The sequence below is a fragment of the Salinibacter sp. genome, from assembly GCF_036626415.1.
GTDB lineage: Bacteria > Bacteroidota > Rhodothermia > Rhodothermales > Salinibacteraceae > Salinibacter.
Genome location: NZ_JAZKRW010000089.1, coordinates 1 through 13537, shown reverse-complemented (window position 1 = coordinate 13537; position 13537 = coordinate 1). Strand labels below are relative to the sequence as shown.

Here is a 13537-nt window from a genome sequence, read left to right as displayed (position 1 = left end):
TCAGAACGTCGAGAGGTCGCGTTGGGCAATTGGGTTCCGACTACGTCCCAGTCCAACCCGATGAATAGGGCAGGTCCCATTTAAGAAACCGGAGATCACGCCCGATAAAATAAGACCGAAGGGCAAATCGATGTGCCCAGTAGCCACAGGGGTTTGCAGGAGAGGGACGCCCCCGAGTGTTTCCCCTGAACCCTGCGAGGATTCCCTTGTCCGGGGACGCCCTGTCGCCGAGAAAGGGGTTCGCGGCGTGAAGAATCTCAGTCGCTCTCTCTAGTCCCAAAGACGCGCATCCCATGGAGCCGATCACAATCGTCTATGTTGTTGGAACCCTCGGAATGCTCGTCGGAATTCCCCCGGCCCTGTCCCTCGTGGGCGACGAGGTCGGGATCGATTTCGACTACCTGTGGGCGATTCCGGGAATCGCCGCGCTGATGTACCTGCTGATGGCGTTTGACATCGGCTCGGTGCAGTTCCAGGGCTACCACGTGCCGATCCCGCGGTACATCGACTGGGCGCTCACCACGCCCTTGCTGGTGGGGTACACCGCTTACGTGGCGGGGGCCAGCCGGAGCGCAACCGTCGGAATTGCCCTGGCCGACTTCCTCATGATCGCGTTTGGCGCGGGGGCGGTCGCTACGGGGCCCCCGACCCAGTGGGTGTTCTACGGGCTCTCCTCGCTTTGCCACATTGGCATCTTGGTGGGGCTGTACGGCCCGGTGCGGCGCTCGGCGCTGAACGAGCCGCCCTCCCACCGGCGGCTCGCGCGGCTGCTTCTCAACTACATCGGGTTTCTCTGGCTGGCGTACCCGCTGGTGTGGGTCTTCGGGCCGGGCCTGCAGTGGGTCGACGCGGCCGGGATCGCGGTCATCATCACCTACCTGGACGTAACGGCGAAAGTCCCCTTCGTCTACTTCATCTACCGGGCCCGGAAGAATTTCGTCCAGGTGCAGGAGGCGGTGCCGGACGACGACCTGTCGGAGACCGGCGCGTCGGAGAGCGGCCCCGCAGTGGCCGTGACTGCCACATAGGCCTTGATGTCCCTTCTAGGCCGTGACGGCCACCTGAGCCCCTTCGACCGGGGCTGTGACTGCGGTCCTCCGAGGAGGGCACTTCTGAGGAATGGCGCTTTGCTCAAGTCTTGCTCTCTCCCTACTGTTTCGGTCGCCAAATTTAACTTTCAGACCCCCTTGCTTTCATGAAACGCTTCTTGGCGAAATACATCTTCTGGTACGTGCTCACCGGCATCATGATCGTGACGACTGTTCTCGTCACGCGGAGCCCCCTGGCCAGCGGACTGGCCACGTTCGTCGGGTTTCTGACGATCGGGTCGATCACGGGCACGATCACGATCACCACGCTCACCGACCTGCGCTACGTGACGTCGAAGCTCGCGGAGGGCAACCTGGAAAAGTCCGTCCGCACCGGGCGCAGCGACGAGTTCGGCGACGTATACCGGGCGGTCGACGACCTTCGGCGGTCGCTGCTCACTCGCATCGAGGAGGCCAAAGAGCGGAAGGCCGAGGCCGAGGAGACCAAAAGCAGGGCGGAGTCCCTTGCCGAGCAGCGGACGGAGGAAAAAGAGGCGCTCTCGAGGGAGGTGGACCGGATGGCAGAAGCGATGGACCGGTTCGCCGAGGGGGACCTCACCGTTCAGATCAGCACTGAGAGGGACGGAGAAACAAACGATCTTGCGTCGAAGATGGAGTCTGAGCAGGCCGAAGAGATTGTCCGTCTGCAAAGCAAGTTCAACCAGTCGGTGCAGAACATCCGGCAGGTCTTCGGCCGCCTTGCCGGGGCGATCGAAAAGACCGACGCGGTGGCCAACCAGCTCGCGAGCTCGGCCGATCAGCTGAGCGAGGGGGTCCAGCGGCAGGCCCAGCAGGCCGACGAGGTCGCCGCGGCCATGGAGCAGATGGCCCGCACGATCGACGACAACGCGGAAAACGCGACGCAGACGGCCAAGGCCGCCCAGCGAAATGGGAAGTTGGCCGAGGAGAACGGAGACGTGGTGCTGGAGGCAGTGGGCAAGATGGAAGAAATTGGAGACGTCGTGAAGCGCTCCGCTGAGACGGTGAGCGGCCTGAAAGAGTCGAGCGAGGAGATTGGCCAGATCATCGCGACGATTGACGAGATTGCCGATCAAACCAACCTGCTCGCCCTGAACGCCGCCATCGAGGCGGCCCGTGCCGGGGGCGAAGGGGCTGGGCAGACGGGGCAGGGATTTGCGGTGGTGGCCGAGGAGGTCCGTGAGCTGGCCGAGCGGACCTCGAAGGCCACCGACGAAATTGAGCAGATGGTCGCGTCGGTCCAGGAGGACACCAGCGAGGCGGTAGGAGCCATTCAGCAGGGGCAGGATGAAGTGGAGGCGGGTATCAAGCTGGCCGGACAGGCGGCCGATGCCTTCGAGGAGATCGTGGACAGCACCGGGGGCATCACCGACCGGGTCGATAGCATCGCCACTGCGACGGAGGAGCAGGCCGCGACCGGGGACCAGATTTCCGAAAGTGTGCAGTCGATCTCGGAGGTGTCCGACGAGTCGGCCCGTGGGGTTGAGCAGGTCCTCGGGGCCGCTGAGGAGCTGGAGGAGCTGACCGGCAGCCTGCGTGGGCTCATCGAAGAGTTTCACGTCGGGAGTGAAGGAGGGAATCGCCGGCCGGCCGGCGACCAAACGGGTACGCCGGGGGCGGGCACGCCCGGGGCGGCGGCCGACGGCACGGCGAGGGAGACCCTGGAGAGCACAAGCGGAGATGGGGCCGCCGCGGGGCGAGATGCGCCGGAGCTGAGTCGGTAGGACGGCGGGGGCCTGTGCCCTCAGTGCTCCTGGTCCGCTTCGGCGGATGGGTCGTCGCCCACGATGGCACCGGGCATGCGCGTCCCACCACAACGGCTGATTTGTCGCGCGTCTCCCCCGGCCTTCGTCGTTCGCGTTGGGGACAATGGTGGGCGACGAGGTTCTTCCGGGAAAAGGCCTCGTACGTGGCGCCCACTTGCCACTCTCCCGTCCGCACGGCTACACTGGGGCAAGGCCCTTTGACAAAGTACCCTCCCCAGCCATGAGCGACGCCCCCCGCTACTGGACCCCCGAGTACGTCGAACGCTTCGTCGAGGCCCTCAACAGCGACGACGGGTTTCAGGACACCGCCGGCTCCTTTGCCGAGACCATCGAGCTGCGCTGTCTCGACACGCCGGACAGCGAGGACGTGTCCGCCACCTACACGTTCGAGGACGGCGAGGTCGTGGACGTGGACCTCTGGATCGACGACGCGCCCTCGGAGCAACTGCGCGACGAGCCGGTGGGCGACAGCATCATGGCGCGGGCCACGGCCCCCTACGAGGTGTGGGTGCAGATGGACAAAGGCGAAATGGGCGCCACCGAGGCGATCGCGTCGCCGGACTACAAGATTGACGGCTCCATGATGCAAATCATGTCCAACATGGGCGTCTTCCGCGGCATGATGTCGGTGGCGGCAGACGTGGAGAAAACGTACTGATGCTACGTGAAACCGGGCGAACGTTCCACACGACAACGCCAACCGCAGACCCATGAGCGACAACGGCCCCACAATCACGGTTACCCGCGGAACGAGAACCGAGCGATCCCGGCAGAAGCAATCGTCGTCGGCCCGCTCGCGGTCGTCCGGGTGGGGCCTGCCGGGGCCCGGCGCGGTGGTGGCGGGCGTGGTGGGCAGCGTGCGGGCGGTGTGGTGGGCGGGCCTCGGAGCGGCTGCAACGGTCCGAGACGCGGGGGCGCAGGTGTTCGACGCGCTCGTGGAGGAGGGGAAGTCGTGGGAGCAGGCCGAGCGTAAGCGTCGAGAACAGCGGGCCCGGCAGGTGCGCACCGTGACGGAGGAGCGCGACGCACTTGGGGGGGCGGAAGAGCGACTCCGGGACGAAGTAAACACCGCGCTCCGGCGGGTGGGCCTCCCGTCCCGCGACGAGGTCGAAGAGCTCCGCGAAGAGATTGGGGCCCTCGCCGACAGAGTGGAGCGCCTCGCGCGCACCGTCGACGAGCACGACGGCTAACTTTTGTTTGGGGACTGGCGCTCCAACCCGTCGTCCGCGGCGGGCAGCAGCTCGTCGGCGAGCTGGTCGAACTCGTGCTGGAAGCCCTCGATAATTGTGTCCGGGTCCGGAATGAGGCCGGCATCGCAGGCGAGGCCAAGCCGCACGGCCCCGTCGTAGCTGAAGATGCTGACGCCCAGCCCTACGTGCCCGGCTCGGGGGACCCACGGCATCACGTGCTGCACGTGCCGCCCCTTCATGTGGAGCGGCTCCTGCGGCCCTGGCACATTCGTCATTACGGCGCTGGCCTTGTTGCTGAGGTGACGCACCGCACGGTGCTCCATGCTCACCGGGAGGTACCCGAGCCCCTCCAGCAGCGTAAGCGCGGCGACGGCCTCCGCCGAGCCTTTCAGTTCGTCCATCCGCTGCTTCACCGTCAGCACACGCTCCAGGCGGGTGTCGAGGCCGACGGGCAGGTCCAGAAACACGAGCCCGAAGCGGTTGCCGAGCTCGAACGCCTGCTCCGGCGGCCGGAGGTTGACCGGGATGAGGGCACGCACCGTTTCCGCATCGGTCGGCCCGTTGCGAGAGGACAGGTAGTACCGAAGGGCGCCCGCCACAGCCCCAAGCAGCACGTCGTTCACTTTGGCGTCCACGACCTCCCCGATCCGCTTGATGCGTGCCAGGTCCAGGGGGGCAGACCAGGTTGCCCGCTGTGCCACCCCGAGGTCGCCCTTCAGCGGCGTCTCGTCGTCGCGGGGCAGGGACAGAAACTTCGACAGGGCTGCCCCGAAGCTTAGGCCCTGTTTCAGGCGCCGCAGGCCGTGAGACGGGCGGAGCAGGGACTTTGTCCCCTCCGTCAGGAATCGGCGCCCCGCCGACACAGTGCCCCGAACGGTGTTGAGGGCGCCCCGCACCACGCCGGGCAAGAGGCCCCGGTCTTCGGTCGTGGGGAAGCGGCCCGGGTCAAAATATTCGTCCGTGAGCGACAGCAGGACCTGCAGCAGCGCCATGCCGTCGCCGATGCAGTGGTGCAGCCGTACGATGATGGCACTGCCGCCGAGGTAGTCCTCGACCAGCTCCATTTCCCAGAGCGGCTTCTCGCGGTCGAGCGGCTCGCTCATGCGCTCGCTCACCCGCTCCTTGAGTTCGCTGCGTCCGGCGGCGCCGGGCAGGGCCGTCCGGTGGACGTGCCGGTCGAGGTCGAAGTAGGGATCGGGTTCCCAGTACGGCGAACCCTCGGGGTCGCGCACCCGCTGCCGAAACCGGTCGAAGCCGAGCAGCCGCTCCTCAAGGAGTGTTTTGAACGTGTCGATGCCCATTGGATCATCGAGCACGAGGACGCCCGTAATCGTCATCAGGTTCGTCGGCTCGTCCATGCGCAGCCACGCCGCATCGACGCCGGAAAGGGGCTCGTGGGAGGTCATGGCGGAAGGGGAGGCCGAGTGAGAAGGGGCCGCCGGCACGAGGCCGGGCACGAGCTATGAGGACGGCGCCGCGTCTGTCCGGGCGCGGTGGAGGGCCTCGTCCACGGCGTACACGGCGAGGCCGAGGGTGGTGACCGCGGCGAGGGCGGCCGCTGGGGCCCAGATGATGAACCCCCCGACGATGCCGAGCGCCGCCCCGAGGTACTTGATGTAGTTGAGCTGTTCGTTGGTGGTGCGGCGCAAGAGCATCTCGAGCTGGCGCTCGTCGTAGGCGCGCACGTTCTCGTAGATCATCCGCTCCAGGTCGAGCGTGTCCACGAGGCGGAGGAGAACCCGCGTGAGCAGCGCCTCGATCTCGTCGCCGCGGCGCTCGAGTTCGGCGGGGAGGCGGTCGAGCACCGGGTCGAGCTCCTCCACCAGCGGGTCGACCGCGTCGGGCAGGCGCCGGACGGTCTCGTGCAGGCGGGCCCGGAAGTCGTCCTCGCCGAAGTACCGGTAGGCCCGCAGCATGAGCCCCGACAGGCCCTCGCCGGCCTGCGCCTCCACCTGCTCGGCCGTGAGGGCCACGATCCGCTCCTGGACCGACGGGGTGGAGAGGACGTCCCGAAGGACGCGGCGGAGCAGGGCCTTTGCCTCGGTGCGCACCGCGTCGTCGGTCGCCACGTCGCCGGCCGCCGCCACGAGCAGGTCGCGGTACTGGGCCACGAGGCCGCTCTCCCGAATTTTCTCCTTGATGAGGGCCTTGTTGATGAGCTCGTCGCTCACGGCCTGGGCGAGGCGGTAGGCCACCCGCTCCCGCTGGGCGGGCACCAGGCCCTGGCCCACGAGGGGCCGCGGCTCGCGGGGCCGAAAGAGCATCGTGATGGCGAGCCAGTTCGTCCCGAAGCCGACGAGGCCGCTGACGGCGGTGAAGCGCAGCAGGTCCTCGAGCACGACGGCGTACCCGGCCACGGTCAAGGTGACGCCGGGAAAGTCCCACACGAACGAGAGGGCGAAGAGCGCGCCCAGCACCCAGGGCAGCGCCTTCAGCACCGGCAGCCAGCGGGCGTAGGTGCCCGTGCGCTTGGGGGGCGGCTCCACGCTGGGCCCGTCCGCGTCGGTAGAGGAATCAGGCAGGTGGCGGCTCGCCGTGCGAAAGATGTGCCGTTGCAGGCGGGGCCAGGACCCGCTGCGCTCGGCCGCACCATTTTCGGAGGGGGCACGCATCGCCGCCTCCGAGGCCTCCGGCTCGTTGTTCATGTTGGGGGCGGACGCTGCCATGAGCGAACGAGCAGTTCCGTGTAGGGGAGGGGCGTCGCGGGTCCCGTGCTAAAACACCTTCACGAGCGTCATGTCGTTCAGGTAGCGGCCCGGGTCGCGCCGAAAGTCCTGGAGAAGTGTGTTGGTGCGGGCCGCCGCCGAGTCCAGCCGCATGTAGAGGCCCGGGTCGTTGAGGAGGCGGCCGGCCGTGCCGTCGCCCTCGTTGAGCTTGGTGGCCACCGTGTCGAGCGTGGCCGAGGTTTGCTCAAGCGACGCGAGGCCCCGGTTGAGGCGGTCGAGCGACTGGTTCAGGCGCTGCACGGCCACGCCCAGCGAGTCGCTATTTTCGCCCATGAACGTGTTGAGGTCGCTCGATACCGACCGGAGGTTCTGGAGGAGGGCACGAATGGTTTCCTTCTCTGCCTCGGTGACCGATTCGAGGTCGCCCGTGATGTTTTTGGCGGAGGTGAGGGCCTTCCGCAGATCACTGCTCGGGTCTTGGAGCTGGGTGCTCAGGGCCGTCATGGTCGCGTTTGTGCTCGTGAGCACGCTGTCGGCCTTGTTTGCCAGCGCGGGGGCCTGGTCGGTAAGGCGGTCGAAGACGCTGCCCTCGGGGGGCGCGGAGAGCGTGGCGTCCGCCGGGAGCGGAGGGTTGTCCCGAGGCCCAGGGAGAATGCTGATGCGGACGCCCCCGATGCCGCTGAATCCGGCGACCTTCGCGTGGGAGCCCTCCGGGATCCGAATGCCTTCCTCAATGCGGAGGCGGGCCCGCACGGTCTGGGTCTCTTGATCGAGACGGATCGACCCCACCGAGCCCACATTGACGCCCTTCATGCGCACCGGGTTGCCCGCCGTAAGGCCGCTCGCCTCCTCGAATTCGGCCTTTACAGGGTACGTGTCCCCGAACAGTGGGAGGTCCTGGAGGAACCGAACCCCAAAGACGGCCGCGATGACCGCGACGACGATGGCGATCCCAACCTTGATTTCGTTGCTGTATTGCATGTAGCGAGAAAGCGGGGCACGTGCGAAAACGGCGAAGAACCCGAAACGAGCGCGAACGGTCAGGCCGACGGCCCGGACAGGGCAGGGGGCGTGCTCCCTACCTGGTACTCGTTGGCTTTCACAAAGGAGTTAAGGTGCGGGTTCGAGCAGTCGTGAATGCCAGACACAGGCCCCACCCATTCGAGGTTGCGCTCGTGGAGAAAGGCGACCCGGTCGGCAATGGAGAGGACGGAGTGCATGTCGTGGGTCACGACGACACTCGTCACGTTGAGCTCCTCGGCGAGATGGCTGATGAGGTCGTTGATGGTGTTTGAGGTCTCGGGGTCGAGGCCGCTCGTTGGTTCGTCGTAGAGGATGTACTCCGGCTCGATGGCGATGGCGCGGGCGAGGGCGACCCGCTTCCGCATGCCCCCGGACAGCTCGGTCGGGTTCTTCGCGCCCACGTCCGAGAGGCGAACGAGGTCAAGGCACTCCTGCACCCGATCTTTGATGCCTGCTGAGTCCAGCGACGAGAAGTAGCGGAGGGGGAAGGCGACGTTCTCGAAGGTGGTCATCGAGTCGAAGAGCGCCCCGCCCTGGAAGAGGACGCCAAACTGGCGCCGGAGCCGGCGAAGCTCTTCGTAGGGGATCGTGTCAATGTCCGTGCCGTCCACGAGCACGCGCCCCGCGTCCGGCGTGAGTAGTCCCACGAAGTGCTTCATCAGCACACTCTTCCCGGACCCCGACCGCCCGATGATGGCGAGGGTCTCGCCGTCGTGGATGTCGAGCGAGACGCCCTCGAGCACCTGGAGCGGTCCGAACCCCTTCGACAAGTTGTGGACCTCAATCATAGCGGGGTGAGAGGCACGTAACAGAGAAACGACCCGTGACACGGGGCGGGGGGCGCGTCGGTCCCGTCACAGCAGCAAGAGGGCGATGAGGAGGTCGGCGACGAGGATAAACACGCAGCTCAGGACGGCGGCCTGCGTCGTGCTGTCACCCACCCCCACGGCCCCGCCGCCCGTGTAGTAGCCCTTGTAGCAGGCGATGGAGGTGATGATGAACCCGAAGGCGAACGACTTGATGAGGCCGATGGTGGGGTCGAGCAGCTTAAAAAACTGGCGCGCGCCCTCTAGAAACTCGCTGGCACTCAGAAACCCCCCGAAGTGGCCCACCCCGATGCCGGTCCCGATGCCGACGACGCAGGACACGACGTAGAGCACCGGAAACATGAGGACGCCGGCCAGCACGCGCGGCAGGATCAGGAACCCGACGGAGTCAAGCCCCATCACCTCCAGCGCGTCGATCTGCTCGGACACCCGCATCGTCCCCAACTCCGCCGCGATCCGGGCGCCCACGCGGCCCGCCAGGATGAAGCCTGCGATCACGGCCCCAAGCTCCAGCATGATGGACGGCGCCACGATCGACCCGATAATGGTCTTCGGGATGAAGGGCGTCTCCAGCTGGTAGGCGGTCTGCACGGTAAACACCGCCCCCGTAAACGCCGCGGCGAGGGCGACGATGGGAATCGAGTCGATCCCCACGCGCACCATCTGGATGAAGAGGTTATTCCAGTAGGCGCCCACCTTGTCGATCGAGGCAAACGCCCGGCCCATGAGCGTCGCGTACCGGCCGAGGGCCCGAAACGGAGAGAGCAGAGCGTCGAGCAACGAGACAGAAGAGGCGGAGGATGCACAGAGTGCGAGCGGGACGGCCCGGAGTCGGGAAGGCTCTGAGCCGAAGCCTGCATATGCACATCCAACCCGACGCGGAGGTTCCTCTGCACTGAGGGCGCCGACGGATCTCTGGCGGGCGGATGGCAGTGCAGTATGTGTGCGCAGTTCCTGCAGAATTACGGGCTGTGTCTGCCTTCAGTCGTCAATACACGAACCCATCGGTGTTTGTATGGCCAGTTCCAAGCCGCGATACGTATGCCAGGAATGCGGGCACGAGGCCCACAAGTGGATGGGCAAATGCACCGGGTGTGGGGCCTGGAATACGCTCGTGAAGGAAGCTGAGAGCGCCGACGTGGAGGCCCAGGTCCCGGACCTCAGTACGGACGGGCAGAACGGAACTGCGGCGGCCCAGAACCAGCCCACGCAACTGACGGAGGTCGAGATGGAGGGGGAGTCCCGTCTGCAGACCGGGGTCGACGAGTTCGACCGTGTCATGGGCGGCGGCATCATGCAGGGATCGTTCAGCCTCATCGCCGGGGACCCCGGCATCGGCAAGAGCACGCTCATGACCCAGCTGGGCGGCTACCTGCCGGGTCGCACAATCCTGTACGTAACCGGGGAGGAGTCGAAGCGGCAGGTAAAACTGCGGGCGCAGCGACTCGGCGTGGCCTCCGAGGCCCTCTACCTGCTGGCCGAGACGAACGTGCAGGAAATTGCCAACGCCGTGGACGACGTGGAGCCCGACCTGCTCGTGGCCGACTCGATTCAGACCATCTACCGGCCCGACTTAACGAGCGCCCCCGGCTCGGTCAGCCAGGTGCGCGAGAGCACCGCCTCGCTCCTCAAGCTCACAAAGGAGCGGGAGTTCTCTACTTTCCTCGTGGGGCACGTCACCAAGAAGGGCACCATTGCGGGGCCCCGGGTGCTGGAGCATATGGTGGACACGGTGTTGTACTTTGAGGGCGATCAGAACCACGCGTACCGCATCCTCCGGAGCGTGAAAAATCGCTTCGGGGCGGCCAATGAAATCGGGGTGTTCGAGATGCGGGAGGACGGGCTGCGAGAGGTGCCCAACCCGAGCGAGATCTTTCTGTCCGAGCGGGGCTACGGCGTGAGCGGGTCCACGGTCGTCTGCTCGTTGGAGGGCACCCGGCCCATCCTGGTCGAGATTCAGGCGCTCGTCACGCCCACCTCCTACAGCACCCCGCAGCGCACCGTCACGGGCTTCGCGTCGCAGCGCCTCCAGATGATCCTGGCGGTCCTGGAAAAGCGGGCCGGACTGGCCTTCAGCGACCATGACGTGTTCATTAACGTCGCGGGCGGGGTGCGGCTGGAGGAGCCGGCCGTGGACCTGGGCGTCGCGATCGCGGCGGCCTCCTCGTTCCGCGACGTTCCCGCCGACACCGGCTCGGCCCTCATCGGCGAGGTGGGGCTCGGCGGCGAGATCCGGACCGTGAGCCGCGTGGAGCCGCGCCTGAAAGAGGCTGCCAAGCTGGGCTTCGACCGGGCCGTGGTGCCGGAGAACAACCTCGACCGCATTGCCGGGGACTACGACATCGACGTGACCGGCGCGCAGCAGTTGCGCGATGCGGTGGACGTGGTGTTGTAGGCCGGGCCGCCCGTTGCTCCGGAACGGTCCTTGTAAATACAGATCCCTGAGCGAACGGGGCACACAATAATTGCGCTGGGACACTCGTTTAGATCGACGCCATGCCCCCACGTCCCGGCATTTGCCAATGATTGGGTTTCCGCATGCAGCCTACGGATGAGGAACTGGTAACGGCGTACCTGGACGAAGACGACGAGCAGGCCTTCCGGCGGCTCGTCGAGCGGCACCAGGACCGTATCTTTGGCTACCTGATGGGCATGGTGAAAGGCCGAGCGGCGGCCAACGATCTTTTCCAGGAGACCTTCGAGCGCGTCATCAAGGCCATGCAGGGCCAGCGTGGATCGTACGACCGGCAGGGGCAGTGGCTGAGCTGGGTGATGAGCATTGCGCGCAACGCGGCGATCGACCACACGCGGAAGCAGAAGAAGTGGGCGGAGGTGCCCCAGGACGAGGACGACGGGCGCTCCTTCTGGGACACCCTGGAGGCCGAGTCGCCCTACGCCGACGAGCAGCTCCACCGCGCGGAGCAGCGCGAATGGCTCGACGAACACATCGAGCAGCTCGCGCCTGAGCAGAAGGAGGTGCTGCTCCTGCGGCAAGAGACGGACCTCACCTTCCGAGAGATCGCCGAGCTCCAAGACGTGTCCATCAACACGGCCCTCGGCCGCATGCGGTATGCTCTTAAGAATCTTCGAAAGATGATGGAGGCGTCCAACGAGGCCGCACTGGTCGGCGCGCTCGACACGTGAGGGGTGCGGCGCAGTCCAGCTTGCTTCACAGATCGATGCTTTGTCCTATGGACGATCGGCTACGTCTTATTCGGTACCTGTACGGTGAGGAGGAAGACGAGTCGGCGCTTGCGCGTCGATTGTCCGATGATGACGACCTCTATCGTGAGTACGAACGGCTGCGGGACGCGAAGCGTGCGCTGAACGACCGGCCCGCACGCCGGCCGGACCCGGCGGTCGTGGATCAGGTGGTGGACGAGGCCCGCACGGCCGCCCAGTCGTCCGCGCCTTCTACCGGGGACCGCCCGGCCCGCGCTCCCTCTCGTTCCTGGACCCGCCGCCTGCAAACGGTCGGCGCCGGGCTTGCGCTGCTGCTACTGATCGGGCTGGGGTGGTGGCAGGGAGCCGGCGTGTCCGACGAGCCGGTCGCGGACTCCGCGGCGCCCGGCGTGCTCGACGGAGAAGCCCCGCAGGCCCCCGCGACCGCCGACACCCGCTCGGCCGATGCGGACGCCATCCCGGCGTGGGACGACGGCGAGGAGCTGATCCGCATCCAGCGGCGCATCGACCGGCTGCAGGCACGAAGCGCGCCGGATCGGTGGGGCTCCCTGCAGCGAGTCAGTCGTCCCTGATCGAGGAGCCTCTATTTGCGGTGTGCATCTCGTCTTTCCATGTCCTCTTCTCCATGATTGCTCTGTGCCGTTCGGATTCGCTGTGTCGCCGTCTCGCCTCGGGGCTCGTCCTCGGGGGGCTTCTGTGGGGACTCCTCCTGCCGGGGGCGTTGGCCCAGCAGACCCACACCCTCAACATCCGAGACGGCACGGTTTACGTCGACGGGCGTCCGCTGTCGGAAGACCAGCTGCCGGATAGCCTGAGCCTGCAGGGCGTTCGGGCCAACTATCGTTTCGTTGGGGTCCAGCGTCCCGTCGTTGAGCTCAAGGGGCGCCTTTTCGTGGTGGAGGATGGGTTGAGGCCCACCACCGAAGAAGAGGTGCGAGAGCAGCGGGCCTCCGTCGTGTTGGGAAACAAAACGGTGCAGGCCTCATCCTCCCGCGACGGTGCCGCGGCCGCGGGCAGGTCCAGGGCATCCCATCAGCAGTACCTCAGCGCGGTGCAGCGCTCCAGCCGGGAGCTCTACGAGCGGCTCCAGCGCGAGCGGCTGATGGAGCAGGACGCTCAGACCCTTGCGCGCACCATCCGACTGTTGCCGGAGGGGGGGGAGCGTCAGGCCCAAATTGACACGCTACGGGCCATGCTCGAGGACATCTTCGCGGTGAAGCAGGAAAACCGGCGCCGCGAGATCGAGCGCCTGCAGCGGCAGATTCGAGACCTCCAGGAAAACCTCCAGCGACGAGAACAAATGCGAGAGCGCATGATTGACCGCCACCTCCGCCAGCTGATCGACTCCACCCGCGGCCGGTAGCGCGGCACTGCCCCGGGCTGGCCCGATCGCAGCTCCGCCCGTTCTGCCACCTCATCCTTTACTTTAAGTGAGCTGGCTCGCATCTTGTGTGGCAGTGCACGTACAGGAGCACCGCCCACTGCTGCCCGACAAGGGTGTCGCATTTGTTTATGGATTGGTTCCGAGCCCGCATCGTCCGTTGTGCCCACCGTGGGCATGGAGTTCGTAGAAGCATCCCGTGGATCGTGGTCGGACTCCTGTTGGTGGCGTCGGGGCCGGCCCAGGCCGAGGTGCTCGTGACCGACGTGGCCTTCTCCCCCCGTTCCGACGGGCACGGATACGTTGTGCGCGTCCGGACGACGGCCTCCCCTAAGGCGTACATGCTGCAGCCGGACGGAGAACACGAGCTGAAGTGGGTGCTCTACAACGCGCGTCTCCATGCGGACTACGAGAAGCAGGCGCCAGAGGGGCCG

The 13537-nt window shown here is 66.5% G+C and carries 13 protein-coding genes and 1 pseudogene; 9 read left to right on the top strand and 5 right to left on the bottom strand.

Annotation, left to right across the window (positions count from 1 at the left end; translation table 11 throughout):
- Positions 1-293 precede the first annotated feature (293 nt).
- The 4 genes from V5A20_RS10180 to V5A20_RS10165 all read left to right on the top strand — a co-directional run bounded on the left by V5A20_RS10180 (position 294) and on the right by V5A20_RS10165 (position 4023).
- A complete protein-coding gene (locus V5A20_RS10180) occupies positions 294-1028 on the top strand; it encodes a bacteriorhodopsin (RefSeq protein ID WP_332316226.1) in 735 nt (244 codons plus the stop codon).
- A 167-nt stretch (positions 1029-1195) separates the two neighbouring features.
- A complete protein-coding gene (locus V5A20_RS10175; RefSeq protein WP_332316225.1) occupies positions 1196-2791 on the top strand; it encodes a methyl-accepting chemotaxis protein in 1596 nt (531 codons plus the stop codon).
- 262 nt (positions 2792-3053) lie between these two features.
- Positions 3054-3491 carry an SCP2 sterol-binding domain-containing protein gene (locus V5A20_RS10170; protein WP_332316224.1) on the top strand — a complete coding sequence of 146 codons (438 nt, stop codon included), beginning with the start codon at positions 3054-3056 and terminating at the stop codon, positions 3489-3491.
- Between the two features lie 52 nt (positions 3492-3543).
- Positions 3544-4023, top strand: a complete 480-nt coding sequence (locus V5A20_RS10165) for a phasin family protein (RefSeq protein WP_332327258.1) — start codon at positions 3544-3546, stop codon at positions 4021-4023.
- Here V5A20_RS10165 and V5A20_RS10160 read toward each other — a convergent pair.
- The 5 genes from V5A20_RS10160 to V5A20_RS10140 form a co-directional block, all read right to left on the bottom strand.
- Positions 4020-5429: a WS/DGAT/MGAT family O-acyltransferase gene (locus tag V5A20_RS10160; protein WP_332316222.1), complete on the bottom strand. Its 1410-nt coding sequence runs from the start codon at positions 5427-5429 to the stop codon at positions 4020-4022. The genes V5A20_RS10165 and V5A20_RS10160 overlap by 4 nt on opposite strands.
- Positions 5430-5483: 54 nt before the next feature.
- Positions 5484-6689 carry a DUF445 domain-containing protein gene (locus V5A20_RS10155; protein WP_332316221.1) on the bottom strand — a complete coding sequence of 402 codons (1206 nt, stop codon included), beginning with the start codon at positions 6687-6689 and terminating at the stop codon, positions 5484-5486.
- A 48-nt stretch (positions 6690-6737) separates the two neighbouring features.
- Entirely contained in the window at positions 6738-7670 is a 933-nt protein-coding gene (locus V5A20_RS10150; protein WP_332316219.1) for an MlaD family protein, read from the bottom strand.
- Positions 7671-7729: 59 nt separating this feature from the next.
- Positions 7730-8500 carry an ABC transporter ATP-binding protein gene (locus tag V5A20_RS10145; protein WP_332316218.1) on the bottom strand — a complete coding sequence of 257 codons (771 nt, stop codon included), beginning with the start codon at positions 8498-8500 and terminating at the stop codon, positions 7730-7732.
- Positions 8501-8566: 66 nt separating this feature from the next.
- Positions 8567-9319, bottom strand: a complete 753-nt coding sequence (locus V5A20_RS10140; RefSeq protein ID WP_332316217.1) for an MlaE family ABC transporter permease — start codon at positions 9317-9319, stop codon at positions 8567-8569.
- A gap of 235 nt (positions 9320-9554) precedes the next feature.
- On the opposite strand from V5A20_RS10140, the gene radA reads away from it, so the two are divergent.
- The 5 genes and pseudogenes from radA to V5A20_RS10115 all read left to right on the top strand — a co-directional run.
- On the top strand, positions 9555-10934 hold the full coding sequence (gene radA / locus V5A20_RS10135) for a DNA repair protein RadA (protein WP_332316216.1): 1380 nt from the start codon (positions 9555-9557) through the stop codon (positions 10932-10934).
- A 143-nt stretch (positions 10935-11077) separates the two neighbouring features.
- Positions 11078-11683: an RNA polymerase sigma factor gene (locus V5A20_RS10130; RefSeq protein WP_332316215.1), complete on the top strand. Its 606-nt coding sequence runs from the start codon at positions 11078-11080 to the stop codon at positions 11681-11683.
- 47 nt (positions 11684-11730) lie between these two features.
- Entirely contained in the window at positions 11731-12294 is a 564-nt protein-coding gene (locus V5A20_RS10125; RefSeq protein WP_332316214.1) for a hypothetical protein, read from the top strand.
- Positions 12295-12347: 53 nt separating this feature from the next.
- Positions 12348-13085, top strand: a complete 738-nt coding sequence (locus V5A20_RS10120) for a hypothetical protein (RefSeq protein WP_332316213.1) — start codon at positions 12348-12350, stop codon at positions 13083-13085.
- Positions 13086-13309: 224 nt separating this feature from the next.
- Positions 13310-13537 (top strand): annotated as a pseudogene (locus V5A20_RS10115) (N-acetylmuramoyl-L-alanine amidase family protein); the annotation flags it as partial.

What these genes read in the sequence shown, in the direction of transcription:
- V5A20_RS10180 (WP_332316226.1), top strand. Translation starts at nt 294, where the DNA reads ATGGAGCCGATCACAATCGTCTATGTTGTTGGAACCCTCGGAATGCTC.
- V5A20_RS10175 (WP_332316225.1), top strand. Translation starts at nt 1,196, where the DNA reads ATGAAACGCTTCTTGGCGAAATACATCTTCTGGTACGTGCTCACCGGC.
- V5A20_RS10170 (WP_332316224.1), top strand. Translation starts at nt 3,054, where the DNA reads ATGAGCGACGCCCCCCGCTACTGGACCCCCGAGTACGTCGAACGCTTC.
- V5A20_RS10165 (WP_332327258.1), top strand. Translation starts at nt 3,544, where the DNA reads ATGAGCGACAACGGCCCCACAATCACGGTTACCCGCGGAACGAGAACC.
- V5A20_RS10160 (WP_332316222.1), bottom strand. Translation starts at nt 5,429, where the DNA reads ATGACCTCCCACGAGCCCCTTTCCGGCGTCGATGCGGCGTGGCTGCGC.
- V5A20_RS10155 (WP_332316221.1), bottom strand. Translation starts at nt 6,689, where the DNA reads ATGGCAGCGTCCGCCCCCAACATGAACAACGAGCCGGAGGCCTCGGAG.
- V5A20_RS10150 (WP_332316219.1), bottom strand. Translation starts at nt 7,670, where the DNA reads ATGCAATACAGCAACGAAATCAAGGTTGGGATCGCCATCGTCGTCGCG.
- V5A20_RS10145 (WP_332316218.1), bottom strand. Translation starts at nt 8,500, where the DNA reads ATGATTGAGGTCCACAACTTGTCGAAGGGGTTCGGACCGCTCCAGGTG.
- radA (WP_332316216.1), top strand. Translation starts at nt 9,555, where the DNA reads ATGGCCAGTTCCAAGCCGCGATACGTATGCCAGGAATGCGGGCACGAG.
- V5A20_RS10130 (WP_332316215.1), top strand. Translation starts at nt 11,078, where the DNA reads ATGCAGCCTACGGATGAGGAACTGGTAACGGCGTACCTGGACGAAGAC.
- V5A20_RS10125 (WP_332316214.1), top strand. Translation starts at nt 11,731, where the DNA reads ATGGACGATCGGCTACGTCTTATTCGGTACCTGTACGGTGAGGAGGAA.
- V5A20_RS10120 (WP_332316213.1), top strand. Translation starts at nt 12,348, where the DNA reads ATGATTGCTCTGTGCCGTTCGGATTCGCTGTGTCGCCGTCTCGCCTCG.